This is a genomic window from Geobacter sp. PheSNFMC, assembly GCF_059620965.1.
The window spans coordinates 1-21,068 of record NZ_JCAMRN010000062.1; the positions used below are offsets into that span (position 1 = coordinate 1).

Below are 21,068 nucleotides of genomic sequence, written 5' to 3' on the forward strand. Positions count from 1 at the left end.
CACCTCCCCCAGCGCCCAGATCACATCCTCGCGGCTCCTGATCCGCGTCACCCGGTGGAAGCGCGCCTCCACGTCCCGGAACTGGGAAAGGGCGGCGCGCACGACCCGCTCCACGGTTTCACCCGTGGCATCAGACAGCAGATAAATGTGCTTGATGCTCCTCTTCATATCAGTCCCGGCACCGACTCGAACGATTTTTCATTAAGGTATACCATCTTTTTTCCGCAAGGCAAAAAAATGACCGCTCCCTGAGGCTTTTTCCTTTTTCCCCCAGGCGCGAGCGGATGAGGGGATTGCAGGGGTCTCAGCCGCGAAACTCCCGAAGGATCTCTTCCCGCAGCTCCGGGCGAGCGATCAGTTCGGCAGCGGTCAGGGCCAGGGCGGTGGCCCCTTCCACGACGGCGGCTTTTCCCCGGGCCGAGACCGTGGCCCGGGCAAAGGCGTCACTGTGGATATTGATCCCCTCCCCGATGGGGACGTGGGGATGGATGGTCGGCATGATCTGGGAGACGTTGCCGATATCCGACGACCCCTTGTTCCGGTCGGGCCTGCTCTCGGAGAGCTCCAGCCCCAGATATGCCAATTGTTCGGCATAGAGGTCCGAAAAACGGTAATTCACCTTCAGGGGAGCCATGACCCGCGGGTCTTCCTCGATCTCCAGCCCGCAGCCGGTGGCGGTGGCGGCACCCCGGGCACAGGCGATGACCCGCTCCTGGACCCGCTCCAGTTCCGCCATGTCGTCGGCCCGCACGTAGAAAAACGCCGATGCCCTCTCGGGGATGATGTTCGGCGCGACGCCCCCGTCGGTGATGATGCCGTGGACCCGCACGTCCTGTCGGAGCTGCTGGCGCAGCGCATTGACCGCGTTGAAGAGCTGGATCACACCGTCCAGGGCATTGATCCCCTCTTCGGGATAGGCGGCGGCGTGGGCCGGTTTGCCCAGGAAGACGAACCGGATCTTGGCAAGCCCCAGGTAGTGCTTGATGACGTATCGCCGGGACGAGGGGTGCACCATCATGGCGAACTCCACATCGTCGAAGATCCCGTGCCGGATCATCTCAACCTTGCCGACCCCGATCTCCTCCGCTGGCGTGCCCAGGACCACGAGGCGCGCCGCGTCGGCGGGAAGCACGCGGCGCAGGGCAATGGCGGCGCCCAGGGCTGCCGCCGCGATCACGTTGTGGCCGCAGGCGTGGCCGAGCCCGGGCAGGGCATCCATCTCGGCGATGATGCCGATGGCCGGCCCCTTTTCGCCGGAATCGGCCCGGAACGCCGTGGGCAGCCCCGCCACCCCGCGGGCTACCCGGAACCCCTCGGCTTCGAGACGATCGGTCAGCAGGGCCGCGCTTCGCACCTCGTTGAGCCCGGTTTCGGGATTGTGGAACAACTCCTCGGACACGTGGATGAAATCGTCGCGTCGGGCGTCGACAAAGGCGATCAGTTCCTTCTTTATCCGCTCCAAGTCCATGGGAACCACCGAATCTATTTTAATGAGAATTAAAACCCGGGCCGGACGGTTTGTCAAGGTTTTTATTGTCATAATCTTTTAGTTCTGCTACCTTAGCACACCTTGCCGCCCCTGGCAGACACAAACATACCGAGGTATAGGCATGGATAAACAATGGGCCGAAGTTTGCTGCCAGGTCCCGGCCGGACTGGTGGACCTGCTGGCCGATTTTCTCGTGGAACTCTCCGGCAACGGTGTCAGCATCGACAACCGGGCACTTGACACCTTCACCCTGGACGGCATCGAGGAGCCGGACACCGCCACCGTGCGGGCCTACTTCGACCCGGCAACGGACATGGCCGGGCAGCTCGCCCGGATCGAGCGGTTCCTCGGCGACAACGCGACCGCCTTCGGCGGCGCCCCCATCCCCACCCCCACCGTCACCCTCATCCGCGACGAGGACTGGTCCACCGGCTGGCGCCAACATTTCGTCACCACCCGCATCGGCCGTCACCTGGTCATCAAGCCCACCTGGGAGCCGTTCACCCCCGAACCGGGAGACCGGGTTATCGAACTGGACCCCGGCATGGCCTTCGGCACCGGCACACATCCCACCACGCGACTCTGCCTGGAGGCCCTGGAAACGCTCGGATGCCCCGACAGGGTGCTCGACGTGGGAACCGGGTCGGGCATCCTGGCCATCGCGGCCGTCCGACTGGGGGCGCGACAGGTGATCGGCACCGACATCGACCCGGACGCCGTGATCGTGGCCGGGGAGAACTGCGCCCTCAACGGCGTGGAGGTGGAGCTGGTCACCACCCCCCTGGCCCTGATTCCGGGACGCTTCGACGTGGTGCTCGCCAATATCCTGGCCGAAGACCTGGTCCGCATGGCCGGGGACCTGGCCGCAAAGGTCGCTGCCGGCGGGCACCTGATCCTTTCGGGCATCCTCACGGAGCGGGAAACCTTTGTCGTCGAGGGGTTCGACCGGAGCGGCCTCGCCCTGGTGGCAACCTCCCGGGAAGGGGAATGGAGTTGTCTCGTATACCGGAACAGGGGATGAGCATGCGCCGGTTTATCGACACGGACCTGGATCTGTCGGGTAAAAACGTGGTTGTGCGGGGAGACCTTTTTCGTCACATGGCCCGGTCGCTTCGTCTGAAAATTGACACTGAGGTCATTCTCGCGGACGGGAAAGGGATCGAATGCACGGGAGTCATCACGGCCGTGGAGCGGGACAGCCTGACGGTGATCATCAGCGAGCGGCGGCAGGTCAGGGGGGATGAAGACGGCCTCTGGCTCACCCTCTGCCAGGGTCTGCCCAAAGGCGACAAGATGGAACTCATCTTGCAGAAATCCACTGAACTCGGCGTATCCGAAGTGGTCCCCTTCCTGGCCGAGCGCTCGGTGCCCCGCATTTCGCCGGAGCGGGAGCAGGAACGGTTGCGGCGCTGGCAACGGGTGACCGGAGAGGCAGCCCGCCAGGCCGGATGTCCGGCGGTACCCCGGGTACAACTGGCGCGGGGGCTGGCCGAGGCGGTTCGGGGAACGGACCACGACCTGAAGCTTCTGCTCTGGGAGGACGAACGGACCACGACCCTCGCCGGAGTCCTGGCCGCAACGCCGGCGCCGAGACGCATCGCCGTGGTGGTGGGCCCCGAGGGAGGACTCACGGCGGCCGAGGCAGCCGAGGCCCGGGAAGCGGGGTTCGTTCCCGTCACCCTCGGCCGTCGGATTCTCAGAACCGAAACCGCCGGCATCGCCCTGGTGGCGATACTGCAATACCTATACGGAGACCTGGGCGGCCAGCCCCATCCTTGGCCCGCCCCGGCGCAACCGATACCATAGCGGCCAGCATCGAAGCCGGCCGCACAAGGAGTTCCCACGATGAAATGTCCCAAGTGCGGCTACAACAGCTTCGAATTCCTCGACACGTGCAAGAAGTGTAGCCACGACCTCTCCGCCTTCAAGCAGGCACACGGCATCCGGGCCGTGGTGCTCCCCCTGGCGGGACTGACCGCAGCGGCACCAATCGCCGCTGTTGCAGCGCCGTCGGCAGCACGTGCTGCGAACGCCGAAGAAAGCTTCACCTGGGAGATTCCGGCCACACCGGAGTCCTTCAAGCCGGGCGACGACATCTTCTCCGACCTTGACCTGGGGCTCTCGTCATCACCGACGGAACCGGCAGCCGACGAGCTTGACCTGGGCAACGTTTCCTTTGGCGCCTCCCCAGCGGCACCCGCCGCCCCTGCTCCCTCACCCATTGACGCCACTGCCGGCACCGCAGATTTCGCCGCGCTCCTGGAGACCGGCGACAGCAGCGAAATCACGGCAACCACCGCCGGGGCCGCGCCGGTCCAGGAAATGGAGAGCCCCTGGGACGTGCCGACCGACAGCTTCGGCGGATTCGGAGACACGTCCGCACCCGCGGCGGAGCCGGCCGCATCCGGTGACTTTGACCTGGAAAGCTTCAGTTGGGACGAGGGAGAGGCAAAGACGGAGACCCCGCCCGCCGTCCCCAAGGGGCCGGAGGCGGGGCTTGATACTTTTCCAGGGAGCGATTTTGACTCCCTTTTCGACGACGATGCCGGAGAGGAGGGGAAAAAGTAGGTAGCGTCAGCGCCTCGGGGCCACGGCAGACAGAATCTGTTCACCGAACTCGCTCCGCTGCCAGCAGCGCATGGGGGTCAGGCCATCCAGGCCCCCCATGGTGCGGGGGGCCTGGATGGCCACCAGCTCCAGCAGGGCGTTGTTGGCGATGTACCCCGGCTCAATGCCGAGCCGGCCCGCCTGTTCGGTCCGCCACTCCTTGAGCCGTTTCAGCCGCTCTTCTTCCCCCCGCTCCATCTTGCGGCGCTCCTCCCGCGGATACGCCGGCAACTGCTGCTCCGGCACCGCGCACCCCCGCTCAATGGCACGCAGAATCCCCTCGCCGTGGCGGGCCACGACCTTGTCCGTAAGTCCGGTAATTCCCTGCAGCTCTTCCGGAAGGCGGGGCCGCCGCTCGGCCAACTCGCGCACGGTATCGGTCCCCAGCACCTTGAACGGCGGCACATCCACCTGGCGGGCCCGTCCGTCACGGAATGCCAGGAGTTCTTCCAGAACCGCCAGGGTCCGGCCATCCATCCGGGATGCCCCCTTGAACCGGAGAAAGAACGGCTCGTCGCCCCGCTCCGTCACCCTCACCCGCGACAGCAGCTCGCACTCTTCCTCCACCCAGCCGCGTCGCCCCTTTGCCTCCAGATCGGTCGCCAGTTGCCGGTACAGCTCGATCAGGAGCGTCGTGTCCTTCACGGCATACTCAATCATCCCTGGCGTGAGGGGGCGCCTGCTCCAGTCGGCCCGCTGGTACTGCTTGTCCAACTCCACGCTGAATCGCTTGCGCAACTGGGCGGCCAGGCCGAACTCCCGCTCGCCCAGCAACTGACAGGCAATCATGGTGTCAAAAAGGTTGTTCACCTTCATGCCGAAATCCCGGTGGAGGGAGCGGATGTCGTAGTCGGCCCCGTGGAAGACCTTGCGGATGGCGGCGTTCGCAAACAGTGGAGCCAACGGGGAAATGTCCGGTGCGGCCAGGGGGTCGACGATGGCGGCGTAGCCGGGCACCGCGAACTGGATCAGGCAGACCTTCTCCTGATAGTGGTGCATGGAATCGGCTTCCAGGTCGCAGGCCACGATGGGCTCGCGCCCGAGGCGGTCGGCAAGACGGCGCACTCCGTCAACGGTAGTGATGATCTCGGGTGAAGCGGGTTGCAGAGGCAAGGAAAACTCCAGTCATGGGATTAAACTGCGGCAATAACGCAGGGTAGCAGAGAATTCAGCGCGTCGGTAACATTCTGCCTTATGCCATCAAGAGGCGAAGTTGAACTTGAACGGAGGCTCTTCCAGATTTTGCTCTGTTGCTCTGTGTTTCAACTGCTTATTCAGGTCAATACTCGCGGATTATCGAATAGAGCGTCGTCCTCTGGGCAGCCCGGAACCCGGCCTCACGGATGAGCTCCACCATCTCCTCGCGGCTCATGCGGAAGGTGCAGCCGGCCGCGGCCACCACGTTCTCCTCCAGCATGGTCCCGCCCAGGTCGTTGGCGCCGAAGAAGAGCGACACCTGGGCCATGGCTGCGCCCTGGGTCACCCAACTGGCCTGGATGCTGGGAATATTGTCGAGGACGATCCGCGACAGGGCCAGGACCCTCAGGTACTCCACGCCGGTGGCCCCCGTGCCGCCGAGCTCGGTGTTGCCCGGCTGGTAGGTCCAGGGGATGAAGGCGGTGAAGGACCCTCCGGCGGCCTGGAGCTCCCGGACGCGGAAGAGGTGCTCCACGATGTCCTCGGGGGTCTCGCGGCTGCCGAACATCATGGTGGCCGTTGTGGCCATCCCCTGGCGGGCCGCCTCTCTCATGACCGCGGCCCAGCCCTCCCAGCCGATCTTGCGGGGCGAGATTTCCTGCCGCACGCTGTCCACCAGGATCTCGGCGCCGCCGCCGGGAATGGAGTCGAGCCCCGCCTCCCGAAGCCGGCGCACCGTCTCCGGGATGGTGAGCTTCGAAACCGTGGCGATCTGGGTGATCTCCGCCGGCGAGAGTGAATGGTTCTGTACCTGCGGAAAGCGGGCCTTGATCCCCCGGAAAAGGTCCTCGAACCAGTCGATCCCCAACTGGGGATGGAGCCCCCCCTGCATGAGGAGCTGGGTCCCGCCGTGGTCCACCAGCTCGGCGATCTTGGCGAAGATGGCCTCCTCGGCCAGCAGATAGGCGTCGGGAGCTCCCTCGTCACGGTAGAACGCGCAAAACTTGCACTTGGACTCGCAGACGTTGGTGTAGTTGACGTTGCGGTCCACCACGAAGGTAACCAGATTCTCCGGATGCATCCTCCGGCGGACAGCATCGGCGAGCCGGCCCAGGGCGAGGAGATCCCCCTCCGTCAGGAGGCTGAGCGCTTCGGCCCGCGTGAGGAGTTCCCCGGCGGCGGCTTTTTCCATGGCACGTATCGGCATCAGTACACCCGCAGTTCATTGTACAGTGTATCCCGCTCCACCGGCACCCGGCCGGCCGTGCGGATCAGGGAGACGATTTCGTCGCGCCCCATGGTCTGGGGGGAAGCGGCGCCGGCATCATGGCCGATCTTCTCCTCCACCACCGTGCCGTCCAGATCGTTCACCCCGAAGGCCAGGGAGGTCTGGGCGATCTTTACCCCGAGCATGACCCAGTAGGCCTTGATATTGGCGAAATTGTCCAGGTAGATGCGGGCCACGGCCAGGGTGAGCAGGGCATCGACCCCTCCGGGACCGGGGCGTTTCAGGTGCCCCAAGGGGTTGTTCTCCTTCTGGAAAGCCAGGGGAATGAAGACCTGGAAACCGCCGGTGCGGTCCTGGAGCTCACGCAGGCGGCGCATGTGGTCCACGCGGTCCGCGTAGCTCTCGATGTGGCCGTAGAGCATGGTGGCATTGGATTTGAGCCCGGCCCGGTGGACCTCCTCCATAATGGCCAGCCACTTGTCGCCGGAGATCTTCTCGGGACAGAGCCGGTTGCGCACGGCCGGGGCGAAGATTTCCGCCCCGCCGCCGGGGAGCGAGCCGAGTCCCGCCTCCTTCAGCACGGCCAGGGTTTCGGCCGTCGAAAGGCCGGCGAGCCGCGACAGGTACTCGATCTCCACCGCGGTAAAGGCCTTCACGTGGAGGTCCGGAGAGACCTCCTTAACGGTCCGGAGCATGGCGAGATAGAAGTCGAAGGGAAGATCGGGGTGGAGGCCGCCCACGATGTGAATCTCGGTGGCTCCCTGGGCATGGGCCTCGGCCGCGCGGTTGCGGATCTCCTCCAGGTCGTAGAGGTATGCCCCGGGCTCGTCGGCGGCGCGGTAGAAGGCACAGAAGGAGCAGCGGTTGACGCAGATGTTCGTGTGGTTGATGTGCCGGTTCACGTTGAAGAAGACCCGGTCGCCGTTGCGGCGGCGGTTCACGGCCGCGGCCAGTTCTCCCACGGCCAGGGGGTCGCGGCTCTCGAAGAGGAACAGTGCCTCCTCGTCGCTGATCCGTTCGCCGCCATGGACCCTGTCGCTAAGTGTCGCCAATGAAATGCTCATCCCATCACTCCTCCACCCGGGATGCGTCACCCCAGCGGGTGAACAGCTCATGGGGAATCTGAAGTGCGTCCAGCACCTTGCCCACCACGAAACCGACCAGGTCGTCCAGGGTGCGCGGTCCGTGGTAGAAACCGGGCATGGCCGGCACGATCCGCACCCCGAGCCGCGCCAGTTTCAGCATATTTTCCAGGTGGATGGCCGACAAGGGGGTCTCCCGCGGCACCAGCACCAGGGGTCTCCCCTCCTTGAGGGTCACGTCGGCACACCGCTCCGGGAGGGTACTCGAAAGGCCCGCCGCGATCCGGGCCAGGCTCCCCATGGAGCAGGGGCAAACGACCATGGCGTCGGGCGCACGGGAACCGCTCGCCACCGGAGCCATGAGATCGTCCTCCGCATGGTAGGCGAGCATCCCCGGGGCGGGCCGGAAGTACTCCTCCAGGGCGGCCAGGGTCTCATGGGGCCAATCCCCCCAATCGAGGCCGCACTCTTCCCGAATGACGGTAAAGCCCGGCCGGCTGATCAGGAGGGTGAGCCGGCAACCGGCAGCCAGGAGCTCACGCCCCAGGCGAAGCCCGTACACTGCGCCGGATGCGCCGGTGATGGCCAAGACCACGTGCCGCCCGCTCATGCGCCCCCCCGTCCCGCCAGCACATCGGCCAGGGTTGCTACGAACAGCGTGATGCTGATGTAGCCGTTCATGGTGAAAAAGGCTGCATCGAGCTTGGTCAGGTCGCCGTGGCGCAGGAGCCAGTGCTCATAGCCGAGCATGGTGATGGTGGCGGCCAGGCCGGCCAGGAACCAGGGGCCGAGCCCCGCGCTCAGGTAGAGCCCGGCCAGGAGCCCCAGCATGACCAGATGAAAGACCCGGGCTGCCCAGAGTGAACCGTTTACCCCGAGCCGGACCGGGATTGAATGGAGCCCGCTGGCGCGGTCAAAGTCCAGATCCTGGAGGGCATAGAGGATATCGAACCCGGCCACCCAGAAGAGGACCGCGAGCCCCAGCAGGATCGCCGGCACCTCCACCGTGCCCCTGATGGCGATCCAGGCACCCAGCGGCGCGGCTGCCAGGCAGATGCCGAGCACCACGTGGGCCAGGGAGGTGAACCGCTTGCAGTACGAATAGAGCCACAGAAAGAAAAGGGCCACGGGCGAAAGATAGAGGCAGAGCGGGTTGAGCTGCCAGGCAGCGTAGAGCATGAGCAGAATGGAGAGCACGATGAAAAGGATCACCGTGCCCGTGCCGATGAGCCCTGCCGGGATGGCGCGGCTCGCGGTACGGGGGTTCCGGGCGTCGATCTCGGCGTCGATCAGGCGGTTCATGCCCATGGCGGCGGTCCGCGCCCCCACCATCGCCATCAGAATCCAGAACACCTGGTGCGCCGACGGCATGCCGCCGGCCGCCAGCACCGCGCCGGTAAAGGCGAACGGCAGGGCGAACACCGTGTGGGAAAACTTGATCATCTCCAGAAATACTCTGATCTTGGCAAACATACCCTTCTCCAGCCCTTCCTCGCTCACCATCATCGTTCCCCCTGCCGCAGAGCAGCCTCCAGCATCCCTCTCACCCGCGCCAGTTCGCGATCCACCGCCTTCAGGTCGAACATGCCGGGATACTGCTCGTAGGGGTAGCGCTTGGCAAACGAACGGACCGCGCCCCCCTCCTCATAGACGTAGCTGGAACGGATTTCCAGGCCGGTGGATTCCATGAGGATCTCGGCCCCCTCTTCGCCGCCGTTCACGGTGATCATCAACCGGTGATAGTAGAGGCGCCCCCCGACCGGCTGGGAAATTCCCCCGGCCCGGGTCGAGAAGTGACGGTATCCGCAGGTGATGACGCCCCCCTCGCCGTTGTCCCGCCTCTCGGCCCGCTCCACCGCGTATCCGTCCTGGACGAGAACATCCCGCACCCGATCAAAGACATCGGCAGCCGCGCGGGCCGTAACGGCCCGCTGAACCGGCAACGTAGCCGGCTCGAGCCGCAAGTGATAGCATCCCGCTGCCAAGGCGAGAAAGAGGCATACGAGTATTCCCCAGCCAAGCCGGAACATCATCAGAATCCGTATTCCCTCCAACGCGAGTCCACACGCCGGGCCGTCTCCCGGTCCGGCACGAGTTCTTCTGCTCCGTAGCGGCGGGCAGCGGATCGGGTGGCGTCGATGGCAAGCCGCGAACCGAGGCCGGGCCAGGCGGCTGGGGCGTCACGCTCGGCAATGATCAGATCGGTCCGCCAGTCCACCGCGTTCATGACCCGCCAAGCCACCTCGGCAGGGTCATCAACCCGCGTCCCCTCGTCCACCGCCACCAGGAGCCTGCCGGGTCCGGCAAGCCCCGAGCTCCAAAGTTCCGTGACGATCTGGCGGACCCGGGAGGAAGAGCATTCCCGCAGCGAAAGAACAGCGCCGCCGTTGAATATCCATTCCAGCGGATAGTTGATGTCGACGATCTCGGGCCAGCGCATCCTGAGTACCGGCAGCAGGAGCCGCTCCGCCGCCTTGGCCAGATAGCAATCCTCCATGGGGGGGCGGCCCACCACCGTGGCCGGGCAGATGCAATCGGTACGGCGCGTTATGCAGGTGAGCCGCATGAGGGGCACCGGCGCCGCCGGGGCGTAAAAGCCGGTATGGTTGCCGAAGGCGCCGTCCATGACCGTCTCGCCGGGCTCCACATAGCCTTCCAGGACCAGTTCCGCCCCGGCTGGGACCAGCAGGTCGCTGGTCCGGCAGCGCGCCAGCTCCAGGGGGCGCCCCCGGAGAAAACCGGCAAAGAGCATTTCGTCGAACCCCTCGGGAAGCGGAAGGATCGCCGCCAGGAGTGCCGCCGGATCGCCGCCGATGGCCACGGCCACGGGCATCCGCTCCCCGCGCTCCTGATGGCGCCTACAGTGGAGCTCGCCCCCCTTCCCCGCATACCACCGGATGCCGGCGCTGGCTCCATCCACCACCCGCACGCGGTACATGCCGCAGTTGGGAGTGTTCGTCTCCGGGTCACGGGTAACAACAAGGGGAAGGGTGATGAAGCGGCCACCGTCGCCGGGCCAGGAGTGCGGAAACGGGTAGCGCAGGAGGTCCGGCGCCTCCACCACCTCCTGGCAGGACGCCTTCTCCACGATCAGGGGGGCAAAGCGCCGCATCTCGGCCAGGGAGGCCATCGCCTCCAGGGGGGATGCCGTTTTCGCGGGGGGCACGGCGGCGAGGAGCCCGTCCATCCGCGCCGTCAAGTCGTCCAGGGTTGCCGCGCCAAGGGCGGCTGCCACCCGTCCGGCCGAGCCGAAGACGTTGGTGACCAGAGGGAAGCGGGAGCCCTTCACGCGCTCGAAAAGAAGCCCCTTCCCCCCGTTCGGCAGCTTGCTCACCCGGTCGGTGATGGCGGCCACCTCAAGCACCGGGTCGACTTCAGCCGCCACCCGATGAAGGTCACCGAGCCGTTCCAACTCGGCAAGAAAATCGTGAAGATCACCGTTAACCATGGAGTTCAGACAGAACCGTGCGAAATGACGCCAAATAAAATCTTGTAGCATTTCGACCCGCAGGTGACAACCCTTTTAACGATGCGGAGCGGGATGCCCGAAACGGTCGGACGGAACAAGGGCTTTAGAAGCAGGTTGATGGGGGATGTAGCTGTCGGGCGGATCTGAAAGAAGCGAGAAGCTCTGCGCAGAGAGATCACAAAAGAAGTAAGGGGCTACAGCGTTTGCCGTAACCCCTTGATCTTTTTATGGTCGGGGCGAGAGGATTTGAACCTCCGACCCCCTGCTCCCGAAGCAGGTGCGCTACCAGGCTGCGCTACGCCCCGACTAAGAAGCAATTTGTATATCATGCGACCTGCTGCTCTGGCAAGGTTTTTTTCACCCTACTGCCCCGGCTTCTCCGTCAGGTACTGCTCGAACTGCTTCTTGTCCTGGGCACAGCGGTAGGCCTCCTCGGCGGTGATCCGCTTGGTCTTGAAGAGGTCCAGCAGGTGCTGGTCCATGAGCTGCATGCCGTCACGCTTGGCAGTCTGGATGATGGAGGGGATCTGGAAGGTTTTCCCCTCCCTGATCAGGTTGGCGATGGCCGGTGTGCCGAGCATGATCTCCAGGGCCGCGACCCGCCCCTTGCCGTCGGCGGTCTTGAGAAGCTGCTGGCAGACTACCCCTTTGAGGGATTCGGAGAGCATGGCCCGGGTCTGCTCCTGCTGATCGGTGGGAAAGACGTCGATGATCCGGTCGATGGTCTTGGCCGCCGAGTTGGTATGGAGGGTGCCGAAGACCAGGTGGCCGGTCTCGGCGGCGCTCATGGCGAGGCCTATGGTCTCCAGGTCCCGCATCTCGCCCACGAGGATCACGTCGGGGTCCTCCCGCAGGGCGGCGCGCAGGGCGGCGGAGAAGCTCAGAGAGTGTTCGCCGATCTGCCGCTGGTTCAGGAGCGACATCTTGTTCTCGTGGATGAATTCGAGAGGATCTTCCAGAGTGAGGATGTGCTCCTTGCGGGTGGCGTTGATGAGGTCGATCATGGCGGCAAGGGTGGTGGACTTGCCCGACCCCGTGGGCCCGGTGACCAGCACGAGCCCCTTCTTGAACTGGGTCATGCGGCGGACCCCGTCGGGAAGGCCCAGGTCGTCTGCCGAGAGAATCTTGCTGGGGATGATCCGGAAGACCGCAGCGATGCCCCGATGGGTCATCATGTAGTTCCCCCGGAACCGGGCCAGGCCGGGAATGGCATAGGCGAAGTCCAGGTCCCGCCGCTCCTCGAAATCGGCCTTCTGCTTGTCGGTCAGGATTTCATAGAGGATGGCCGTCAGTTCCTCGTGGGAGAGAACCTTGAAGTTCTGCCGCGCCATCTCCCCGTGGAGCCTGAAAATGGGCGGAGCCCCCGACGACAGGTGGAGGTCGGAGGCCCCCTGCTCCTTCAGCAGCTTGAACAGTGCGTCGATACGTGCCATGAAACCGTCTCCGTCAACCGTGCAGGGAGGAGGCATACTCCTCCAGCGATATGGTGCCTTCAGCCAGCAGGGTCTGCCGCTCGTCCGCGATCCCGCGCCAGCCCTGTCCGCGCAGATGCTCGATCACCTCTGCCCCGCTGCGGGCCGCCTCGAACCGCTCCCGGAGGTCGTGGTCCAGGACCAGCACATCCAGCAGGTAGCGCCTGCCGTCATGGCCGGTCTGGTCGCAGGACTCGCACCCCGCCGACCGCCAGCAGGAGGTGACGTCGGCACCGATCCCCAGGGCCGCCCGCTCCGCTGCGGGAAACGGCTCGCTCCGCCGGCATGCGGGGCACAGGGGCCGGACCGGCGTACAGGTAATCACTCCCCGCAGGTACGCGGGCACGAGAACGTGCATGTCCCGGAAGGCCATGAGCTGGTCCAGGGCGCCGGCGGCGTCGCCGCAGGCGATTCCCGCCACCACCAGCTTACCCCGCAGGGTTGCCCGGCACGCGGCCGCAAAGGCCTGGCCATCACTCACATCCTCCAGGACGAGGATATCCGGATCGTGCTCCAGGCAGGCTGAAACCACGGCGTTCAGGTCAGTGTCGGACGGCACCGGAATGCGGGAGAACCGCTGCTCTCCCGTGCCGGCGCCACTGCCGACGACCAACACGGTCTTTCCCTCCGCCTCATGCTCCTGAAGGTAGAGATCCGTGAGCCGGCGGCGAACCTCCCGGTCCCGGGCTCCGGTCACCACCATGCCGCGGCCGGCCGCCGCCAGATCGGCAAACTGCCGGATCTGGTCGTCCGTCAGCCCCAGGTCGGCGAGAGAGGCCGGGAACAATGCCGCCACCGTCATCCTGAAGGTGAGGTGATCACCGCCTTCTCCCCGCAGGGCTGTCACCTGGAAGGGAATGGAGCGGCCCTTCAAGGCAAAGGATATCCCCCCCCGGGCGGAGAACCGGGCCCCGTCGATGTGGGCGAGTTTTTTGACATGCATGGCCACGTCGGGATAGCGGGAGGGAGCAAGCTGCCCGACTTCCCGCGTGGTGCCGCCGCGCCGGGCAATCACCGACACCCTGTCCCCCCGGGGGTGGAGCGAGAGGGAGGAGAGCTTTTGCTGGGCCACGAACAACAGCAGGTAGTCCAGGAACTTCCCCCCTGTCAGGTCGTGATTCATGGCGGCCACGACCTGGGGTGGGAACGCCGCCGATGTGAACCCCAGGCGTTCCTCCGTGTCGGGCGGCCCGTAGAAACGCTCCTGCATCTCCCGGATCTCCCGGATGAGCGCCACGGAAACGGACACGGCGCACCCGGTCTCCTTTTCCACGGCCGCCACGGCCGCCACGTTGAGCGGGTCGGCAATGGCGATGCTCAGTTCCTCGCCGGCCCGGATCAGGGGAATGAGATTATGCTGCCGGGCCATGGCCGCCGGGACCAACGCTACGGCATCCCGATCGACCATGGTCGGCTTGAGGCGTACGTAAGGAATATTGAGTTGGTTGGACAGGGCCCAGTCGATGTCCTCCTGGGCGACGATGCCGAGGGCCACCAGTGCTTCGCCGAAACGGCCGCCGGTGCGCTCCTGCTCGTCCAGCGCCCGACGGATGTCGTCCTCGCTGATGATCTGGCATTTGAAGAGAATGGACCCGAGGGACCCTTCCTTGACGATGCTTTCCATGGGTGCTCCTCCCTCTACATCCATCGGCCGGAACCTGCCGCGACTTGAGGGTTATTTTCAGACGCGGCACCCTTTGCTTTTTTCGCTTCCCCGTGCTACCCTCGTGAAAATTCAGGTTCCGTAACGGGCTCCGCGTTTGCCGACGCCCGTCATGGCGCCCCAGGAGACGACATGAAAAGAAAAGCCCTTGCCCTCCTCTCGGGGGGACTCGACTCTACCCTTGCGGTCAAGGTCATGCTTGAGCAGGGAATCGAGGTCGAGGCCCTCAACTTCACCTCTCCCTTCTGCACCTGTACGGGAAAAAACGCCGGCTGCAAATCCGAAGCGATTCGGGTGGCCGAGGAATTCGGCATCCCCATCAAGGTCATGCACAAGGGGGTCGAGTATCTGGAAGTGGTCCGCGCGCCGCGGCACGGTTACGGGAAGGGGATGAACCCCTGCGTGGACTGTCGCATCTTCCTGCTCCGCAAGGCAAAGGAGTACATGGCCGAAAGCGGTGCCGATTTCGTCATCACCGGCGAGGTGCTGGGACAGCGCCCCATGAGCCAGCGCCGGGACACGCTCCGCGTCATCGAGCGGGAAAGCGGGCTGGAGGGGCTGCTGCTGCGCCCCCTTTCGGCCAAGCACTTCGAGCCGACGCTCCCCGAACGGGAGGGATGGGTCGACCGCGAAAAGCTCCTGGCCATCCAGGGACGCTCGCGCAAGGAGCAGATGCAACTGGCCGAGGATCTGGATGTGAAGAATTACCCGTGCCCGGCCGGCGGCTGCCTTCTCACCGAGGTCTCCTTCGTCTCAAAGGTCAAGGACGTCTTCGACCACTCGGACCAGCTCAACCTGCGTGATTTCCGCCTGCTCAAGGTCGCGCGCCACTTCCGCGTCGGCCCCCGCACCAAGGTGCTGATCGGCCGCAACGAAGCCGAGAACGAGCTCCTCTCTCACCATGTCCAGCCGGGCGAAGCCGCCATCCGGTGGGTAGACGGCTCAAGCCCCCTCGGCGTCCTCATGGGAACGGTGGACGACAGCCTCCTTGAGACCGCTGCAAAGGTTCTCCTCCGCTACACCAGGGCCGAATCCGGCAGCGACTGCCGGATCAAGGTCACGGTTGACGGCAGCGAACGGATGCTCACGGTCTCCCACACCTTCTCCGAAACCTGCATCGAGCAGTACCGCGTTTGACGCCTCCGGTCACCGGGACTCCGCACCGTCCCCGCAGCCGACGGTAAAGGAACCGTCGGCTGCCGCATCGAGCCTGATTGCCTCCAGTTCCTCTCCCGTGCCGATCCGCGCCAGGATCTCCCGGGAGAGGAGCGGCAGGAGGGTCCCGCGCAGGATATGGTCGATGGCCCGGGCGCCGCTCTCCACTTCGGAGCAACGGGCAGCGAGCCGGGCCGTAACCGCCGGGGTCCACGCAAGCTCCGTCCGGCTGTTCTCCCGGAGCCGCTCCGCCACCCGGCCGAGCTTGAGGTTCACGATCTCCTCCAGGCTGTCCGGCGCCAGGGTCAGGTAGGGGACCACGGTCATGCGGGCCAGGAGCGCCGGCTTGAAGTGCCGCGCGAGATGGGGGCGGATGGCGGCGGCCAGATCCTCCGTCGTGGGCGGCGGATTTTCCGCGCAGCGCGAGACGACGACATCCGCCGCCAGATTGCTCGTCAGAAAGATGACCGTGTTGGCGAAGTCGATCACCCGCCCCTCCCCGTCGGCCAGCATCCCCTTGTCGAACACTTGGTAAAAGAGATTGAGGACGTCGGGGTGGGCCTTTTCCACCTCGTCCAGCAGCACCGCCGAGTAGGGGCTGCGGCGGACCGCCTCGGTTAGGGCGCCCCCCTCGCCATACCCCACGTACCCCGGCGGCGAGCCGATGAGACGGCTGGTGGTGTGGCGCTCCTGAAATTCACTCATGTTGATGACGGTGAGGAACCGCTCGCCGCCGAAAAGGAGATCGGCCACGGCCAGAGCGGTCTCGGTCTTGCCGACGCCGGAGGGGCCGACGAGCAGGAAGACCCCCAGGGGCTGGCGCGGGTCCTTAAGGCCGGCAGCCGAGGAACGGAGCACCTCGGCCACGGCGGCCAGCGCCGGCTCCTGCCCCCGGATGCGCCGGCGCAGGCCCTCTTCCAGGGCAAGCACTCCGGCTGTCCGGTCCTTGCGGAGGCTCCCCAGGGGAATGCCGGTCCAGTCGGCCACCACCTGCGCCACCACCTCCGGGTCCACCTCGATCCTGACCAGCGGCTCATCCCCCTGGACTTCCGCCAGCATTGCCGCGGTTTCCGCCATCTTCAACCCCACTGCGTCCCCACCTGGGTCGCGGGCCGCCGCTGCTTCGTTCCGCAGGGCCACCACCGCCCCGGCCAGCTCCCGTTCCCGGTGCCAGCGAGCCGTTACGGCAGCCAACTCCTCCCGCAACAGCGCCAGCTCATCCTTCAGCACCGCCAGCCGGCCTTCGTCCTCCAGCCGCCCCTGGAGCCGATCACGGCGGAGAGCGGCCTCTTCCCGCTCCAGGGCCTGGATGCGGCGCTCCGCCTCCTCTACCCTTCCCGGCTTGCCGGTGAGCAGGAGCTTCACCCGGGCCGCAGCCGTATCAAGGAGATCCACCGCCTTGTCCGGCAGCTGCCGGCCCGACAGGTAGCGGGACGAGAGCTCCACCGCCGCCCGGACGGCGTCGTCCCGGATGGTGACCCCATGGGCCGCCTCGTACGTATCCTTGAGGCCCCGCAGGATCAGCACCGCCGTCTCCACCGACGGCTCGTCCAGCTTCACTGGCTGGAAGCGCCGGGCCAAGGCGGCATCCTTTTCGAAATATTTCTTGTATTCGCTCCAGGTGGTGGCGGCGATGGTTCTCAGCTCACCCCGGGCCAGGGCCGGCTTCAGGAGGTTGGCGGCGTCCCCTCCGCCCGCCTGGTTGCCGGCACCGATCAGGGTGTGGGCCTCGTCGATGAAGAGAATCACTGGCCGGGAAGCCCCCTTCACCTCTTCGATCACGCTCTTCAGGCGATTCTCGAACTCCCCCTTCACCCCTGCCCCGGCCTGGAGCAGGCCGAGATCAAGCCCCAGGAGCCTCACCTGCCGCAATGCCTCCGGCACCTCCCCCTCAACGATGCGGAGTGCCAGCCCCTCCACCACGGCGGTCTTGCCGACCCCTGCCTCCCCCACCACGATGGGGTTGTTCTTCCGCCGCCGGGCCAGGATGTCGATCATCCGGCCGATCTCCCGATCACGGCCGAAGACCGGGTCCATGCCCCCCTCGGCCGCCCTGGCGGTGAAGTCGGTGCAGAAGCGGGAAAGCGCCGTGCCATCCCGGCCGGGCCCGGTAACGGAAGCGGTATCGCCGCCCGTGCAGGCATTCTCCTCCGAGCCGGAAACAGCTCGCGAGAAGCCGGAGAGAAGCCCCTCCCGTCCCACGGGCATGAGCTGGTCCACGTAGCGGCCCGCCGCGAACCGCAGCGGCCGGGCCAGGAGCGCCGCCAGGAGCGCCCCGGAGCGGACCCGCTCCTCGTTCAGGTCGAGGGAGGCGGTGAGCCACCCCGCCTGGAGCCACTCCAGAAGAATCGGGGAGAAGACCGGCCGCCCCCCGTTGCCGGTGGGCAACTCGTCGAGGACCCGGACGACTCCGGTCTTCAGCGGGGAGGCATCGATGCTAGAGTCCCGCAGAACGGCAACAAGGTCGCCCCCTGCCTCGTCGAGCAACCGGGCCAGGAGGTGCTCCACGGTCACTTCGTAGTGCCCCCTGGCCACGCAGAGTCCGGCGGCCCCCTCCAGTGCCCGGGTGCAGAGGGGGTTGAGTCGCTTGAGAAGAGCGGTGAGGTCAACGGTCAGCACGGAAGGGTCTCCTTAGGGAATATGTCCGGGAAATACAACACGAGACAGGGTTTCGCCGGCTGCGGCACCGAGCCAGGTGTCCCATCCGACCCGTGCCCCCCGGCAAGCGCCGAGGCGTGCTTCCGGGGTCTCTCCCGGGGCCAGGGTCAGCACCACGTCCCAGGCGAGGGGGGCATCCAGGTAGAGTTCCACGATCAGCTCCAGGGTCGAGCGGCCAGGAGCGCCGGGGAGGAGATCCGCGAACTGTTCGCGGGAAAGGGGCCCCAGGCACAGGCGGAACATGCCCAGCCGGTCATCCAGGTCGGTTCCGACGACCGTGTCGATGCCGAGACTGCTCCCGGCCGCGCCCACGGCAAGCCGCTGTTCGGGGGGAATCGGCACCTGCCGGTGCTGGCAGGGGATGACTTCAACCGGTACGCCGAGGGCGTCGGCGGCCATGGTCCGCAACCCCAGGGCAGAACGGGGAACCTGCCCCAGGAGCCCCGCATAGCGGAGCCAGCGGCCGGACTCCGACAGGGTCGTCTGCCCCTGGGCCAGGTCGAGCCCGGCCAAACAGAAAAGACGTTCGAGGTCATCCCCGCTTCCGTCCTCCACAACCCGGTTGAACAGGCAATACTTGGCGTCGCCGGCGACCCAGAGATCAAATATCCGGTGGCTCAGCACGTCGAGGAAACTCCGCGAAGCAGAGCCGTCTTCCCGCTCCTCGTCCATCAGTTCTTCGGTGTAGAAGGTGGGGAGCGGGGACGACGGACCGTAGAGCCCGAGGAAGCGGGCCGTTATCCGGTAGCCGTCGCCCTGCCGCTCGATCCGCGCCACATCAGCAACCGGAAAGGAAAGGGAAAGCTCGGGCCGGACCCGCACCCCGCACGGGCGAACGTCCTCCCCCGCCTGAGGGGCCGCAAGAAGCCGCAGCAGGCGCACCGCCTGGGCAAAGGAGAACTCATGCCCCCGCTCGAACAGTTGTGTTTCTAGAGAAGCTGACGATGACCGAGCCTGGGGGGCCATGAGTACACCTCTTCCCGAACGCTTTCGCGAACGGTCAGGCGGGTGAAGCTGTTGAGCGAGGCATAGCCCCCCAGAAAGCGGTCGAGCACCGCCCCGAAGAGGAACAGATCGCCCGGGCCGGCAAAGTGGTCCCCCCGCAGAGTAAGGACAATCTCGCTGCCCCGCAGCAGGTGCCCCCCCACGAGACGGCCGGCCGGCTTGGCGATAACCGCTTCGATCCCGTCCAGCCGCTTCCGGTTGGCGGCCAGTTCACCCCGGCCCCCTCCCTCTTCGAACAGGTAGAGCGCCAACAGAGTGCGGAGGTTGTCGGCGCTGGCCAGGGAGAGGCGGTTAAGGGACAGATGGGAAACGAGACGCCAGAGGAGATTTTTTCCCAGTGGCGGCAGCAGCGCCGGGGTAAGTGGCGTGATGTTGTGGAAGGTGGCACTCGCGGGAGAGGAGGAGGTCGGCTCGCACAGGTCACCGAGCCACAGGTTTTCCGGCAGGCGGCCGTTACTGCAGGTAAGGGCGATGGAAAGCGTCTCCGCCGCCGGCAGGCCTTCCCCCTGCGGGTAGGCAACGGCCAGATGCACATCGAATCCGGCGCGGACCGGCGAGGCGGATACGGCGGTATGGAAGGTGGGCTGGGCACCGGCGTCAGCACTGAACTGCCCGAAGGGGTGATAGGTCCGTTCCGTTGCCGCCCCCCGGACGATGCCGGTCACCCGATCAACGGAATATACCTGGCCATGCCCCGGCGCCAGGCCCGCGGGCCGCACCGGGTATCGCCCGACCCGGTGGTCGAGGAGAATCGGCTCGGCATCGTGGGGAAAGAGGTTCACGGCCGGCGAGGCGAACAGGACAAAGCTTTCCCGCCGTACCGGAGGCGGAGGGAGAACGAGTCCGCCCAACTCGAAGGTAATGGTGAATCTCGAGCCGCTGCCGCGGGCGGTCCAGCGCTCCCAGCCGGTCAACTCCAGGAACAGGAACCGCTGGGGCGCGGCAAAATATTCCTGCACCAGCCGATAGCCGGGAAAGGCGTGGGAGGGCCAGGGGATCAGGTGCTCGTCGTCGTTGAAGCCCACCGGCTGAAGACAGGCTGCGGGCAGGCTGGCCGACGCCCCTCTCTCCTCCGCGGTGATCACGATCCGCTTCAGGTGCCGGGAGAGGATCAGGAACAACTCCGTTGCCCGGGCATGGTCGCCTGCCAGAAAGAACCGAAGCGATCGTGGCTCCCAGTGGTCGAGCGGGAGCCCGGTGAGCGACAGGGACAGGGTTACGGCCGGGGCGCTCCCCGCCGGTTGGGCAAAGGTTGCGTCGAGAAGTTCCAGGGGGTGGAGTTCCACCGGGCTCGTTGTCCGGAAAAGGCAGCGGGTTCCCTCCACCGGGATCGACGCGAGCTCTGCCCCTGCCGGAATCAGCCGGGAGCGCGTCAGTGACGGCTTCGGTTCGAAGGCGACGATGGTGGTGGCCGGCACCGGCCGCAGGTAGTGGGGGGCCACGAGTCGAACCAGGTCGTGAACCACCTCGGGAAAATCATCGTCAAGCTTTTGGCGCAGAAGGGCCGTCTGGAAGGCGACCCCCTCCAGAAGCCGCTCCACGTCCGGGTCGGCCGACGGACCGCCGAGCATCGGCGCCAGCGCCGGATGGGCCGCGGCGAACTCGGCCCCCAGTTCCTTGAGCCGGACAAGTTCTTCCTGAAAGTGACGGGTGATCATCGTGTTCGCTCTCTCTTTCCGGGCATGGTCAGCGTCTCACCGCAATCTTCCCGTCGACATCCACCAGCGTCTCGAAGCGGACCGCCCCGCCGTCGCTGCCGAGCCGGGCGGCTATGGCGAACCGGAGTGCCAGCACATCGTCCTCCTGGGGGATGAAGGTCACCCGCACGCCGGCGAGACGCGGCTCAAAGCCCTGGATGGCGGTGCGAATGCTCCGTTCGATCTCCCGCACCGAATCGGGGTAGCTCTGAAGCACGTCGAGCATGTCGGGGATGCCGAAGTCGGGAGCGATGGGCACGCTCCCCCGGCGCGTATTGAGAATCCGGCGGATGTGCGCCAGGATTGAATCCAGCAGGCGGCCGCGATCGCCCCCCCCGCGGCGCGACGGATCCCGCTCCAGGGAGCGGATGCGTTCCAGAAGGCGTTCTTCGCGCATGGCTTCCTT

The 21,068-nt window shown here is 66.0% G+C and carries 19 protein-coding genes and 1 tRNA gene; 4 read left to right on the plus strand and 16 right to left on the minus strand.

What is annotated here, in order from left to right:
• On the minus strand, nt 1-168 hold a 168-nt coding region (locus AC6CDK_RS13575; RefSeq protein WP_496639883.1), incomplete at its 3' end, for a kinase/pyrophosphorylase.
• A 136-nt stretch (nt 169-304) separates the two neighbouring features.
• The gene (locus tag AC6CDK_RS13580) at nt 305-1,468 is read right to left on the minus strand and encodes a M20 family metallopeptidase (RefSeq protein ID WP_039648050.1); all 1,164 of its coding nucleotides are present in this window, start codon (nt 1,466-1,468) and stop codon (nt 305-307) included.
• A gap of 142 nt (nt 1,469-1,610) precedes the next feature.
• On the opposite strand from AC6CDK_RS13580, the gene prmA reads away from it, so the two are divergent.
• Genes prmA through AC6CDK_RS13595 form a run of 3 tightly spaced genes read left to right on the plus strand, consistent with a single transcriptional unit; the run spans nt 1,611 to nt 4,057 of the window.
• A complete protein-coding gene (gene prmA, locus AC6CDK_RS13585; RefSeq protein ID WP_192904925.1) occupies nt 1,611-2,510 on the plus strand; it encodes a 50S ribosomal protein L11 methyltransferase in 900 nt (299 codons plus the stop codon).
• A 2-nt stretch (nt 2,511-2,512) separates the two neighbouring features.
• The gene (locus AC6CDK_RS13590) at nt 2,513-3,295 is read left to right on the plus strand and encodes a 16S rRNA (uracil(1498)-N(3))-methyltransferase (protein ID WP_039648048.1); all 783 of its coding nucleotides are present in this window, start codon (nt 2,513-2,515) and stop codon (nt 3,293-3,295) included.
• 39 nt (nt 3,296-3,334) lie between these two features.
• Nucleotides 3,335-4,057 carry a hypothetical protein gene (locus AC6CDK_RS13595; RefSeq protein WP_066356863.1) on the plus strand — a complete coding sequence of 241 codons (723 nt, stop codon included), beginning with the start codon at nt 3,335-3,337 and terminating at the stop codon, nt 4,055-4,057.
• A gap of 6 nt (nt 4,058-4,063) precedes the next feature.
• Here AC6CDK_RS13595 and AC6CDK_RS13600 read toward each other — a convergent pair whose 3' ends face one another.
• From AC6CDK_RS13600 to AC6CDK_RS13645, 10 genes are all read right to left on the minus strand, one after another.
• Entirely contained in the window at nt 4,064-5,209 is a 1,146-nt protein-coding gene (locus AC6CDK_RS13600; RefSeq protein ID WP_192904926.1) for a ribonuclease D, read from the minus strand.
• A gap of 166 nt (nt 5,210-5,375) precedes the next feature.
• Entirely contained in the window at nt 5,376-6,440 is a 1,065-nt protein-coding gene (gene mqnC, locus AC6CDK_RS13605; RefSeq protein ID WP_039642629.1) for a cyclic dehypoxanthinyl futalosine synthase, read from the minus strand.
• Complete coding sequence (gene mqnE, locus AC6CDK_RS13610; RefSeq protein WP_039642627.1) at nt 6,440-7,525, minus strand: aminofutalosine synthase MqnE; 1,086 nt, start codon at nt 7,523-7,525, stop codon at nt 6,440-6,442. The genes mqnC and mqnE overlap by 1 nt, the downstream gene beginning before the upstream one ends.
• A gap of 4 nt (nt 7,526-7,529) precedes the next feature.
• Complete coding sequence (locus AC6CDK_RS13615) at nt 7,530-8,153, minus strand: UbiX family flavin prenyltransferase (RefSeq protein WP_192904927.1); 624 nt, start codon at nt 8,151-8,153, stop codon at nt 7,530-7,532.
• Entirely contained in the window at nt 8,150-9,046 is an 897-nt protein-coding gene (locus AC6CDK_RS13620) for a 4-hydroxybenzoate octaprenyltransferase (protein ID WP_192904996.1), read from the minus strand. Before AC6CDK_RS13620 ends, AC6CDK_RS13615 begins: the two co-directional genes overlap by 4 nt.
• On the minus strand, nt 9,046-9,576 hold the full coding sequence (locus AC6CDK_RS13625; RefSeq protein WP_039642623.1) for a hypothetical protein: 531 nt from the start codon (nt 9,574-9,576) through the stop codon (nt 9,046-9,048). The genes AC6CDK_RS13620 and AC6CDK_RS13625 overlap by 1 nt, the downstream gene beginning before the upstream one ends.
• Nucleotides 9,576-10,991, minus strand: coding sequence for a UbiD family decarboxylase (locus tag AC6CDK_RS13630; protein WP_039642621.1), 1,416 nt, complete (start codon nt 10,989-10,991; stop codon nt 9,576-9,578). The genes AC6CDK_RS13625 and AC6CDK_RS13630 overlap by 1 nt, the downstream gene beginning before the upstream one ends.
• Nucleotides 10,992-11,240: 249 nt before the next feature.
• Nucleotides 11,241-11,317 (minus strand) — tRNA-Pro (locus AC6CDK_RS13635).
• Nucleotides 11,318-11,374: 57 nt separating this feature from the next.
• The gene (locus tag AC6CDK_RS13640) at nt 11,375-12,445 is read right to left on the minus strand and encodes a type IV pilus twitching motility protein PilT (protein WP_039642619.1); all 1,071 of its coding nucleotides are present in this window, start codon (nt 12,443-12,445) and stop codon (nt 11,375-11,377) included.
• A gap of 13 nt (nt 12,446-12,458) precedes the next feature.
• The gene (locus AC6CDK_RS13645) at nt 12,459-14,108 is read right to left on the minus strand and encodes a GspE/PulE family protein (RefSeq protein ID WP_192904928.1); all 1,650 of its coding nucleotides are present in this window, start codon (nt 14,106-14,108) and stop codon (nt 12,459-12,461) included.
• A 171-nt stretch (nt 14,109-14,279) separates the two neighbouring features.
• Here AC6CDK_RS13645 and AC6CDK_RS13650 point away from each other — a divergent pair, with 171 nt between their 5' ends.
• Nucleotides 14,280-15,284 carry a hypothetical protein gene (locus AC6CDK_RS13650; RefSeq protein WP_039642615.1) on the plus strand — a complete coding sequence of 335 codons (1,005 nt, stop codon included), beginning with the start codon at nt 14,280-14,282 and terminating at the stop codon, nt 15,282-15,284.
• 9 nt (nt 15,285-15,293) lie between these two features.
• Here the strand turns inward: AC6CDK_RS13650 and tssH are convergent, their stop codons facing one another.
• Genes tssH through tssE form a run of 4 tightly spaced genes read right to left on the minus strand, consistent with a single transcriptional unit; the run spans nt 15,294 to nt 21,059 of the window.
• Nucleotides 15,294-17,921, minus strand: coding sequence for a type VI secretion system ATPase TssH (gene tssH, locus AC6CDK_RS13655; RefSeq protein WP_192904929.1), 2,628 nt, complete (start codon nt 17,919-17,921; stop codon nt 15,294-15,296).
• A gap of 12 nt (nt 17,922-17,933) precedes the next feature.
• Nucleotides 17,934-18,926, minus strand: coding sequence for a type VI secretion system baseplate subunit TssG (gene tssG / locus AC6CDK_RS13660; RefSeq protein WP_039642612.1), 993 nt, complete (start codon nt 18,924-18,926; stop codon nt 17,934-17,936).
• A complete protein-coding gene (gene tssF / locus AC6CDK_RS13665) occupies nt 18,890-20,623 on the minus strand; it encodes a type VI secretion system baseplate subunit TssF (RefSeq protein ID WP_192904930.1) in 1,734 nt (577 codons plus the stop codon). Before tssF ends, tssG begins: the two co-directional genes overlap by 37 nt.
• Before the next feature lie 28 nt (nt 20,624-20,651).
• Nucleotides 20,652-21,059: a type VI secretion system baseplate subunit TssE gene (gene tssE, locus AC6CDK_RS13670; RefSeq protein ID WP_039642610.1), complete on the minus strand. Its 408-nt coding sequence runs from the start codon at nt 21,057-21,059 to the stop codon at nt 20,652-20,654.
• Nucleotides 21,060-21,068 lie beyond the last annotated feature (9 nt).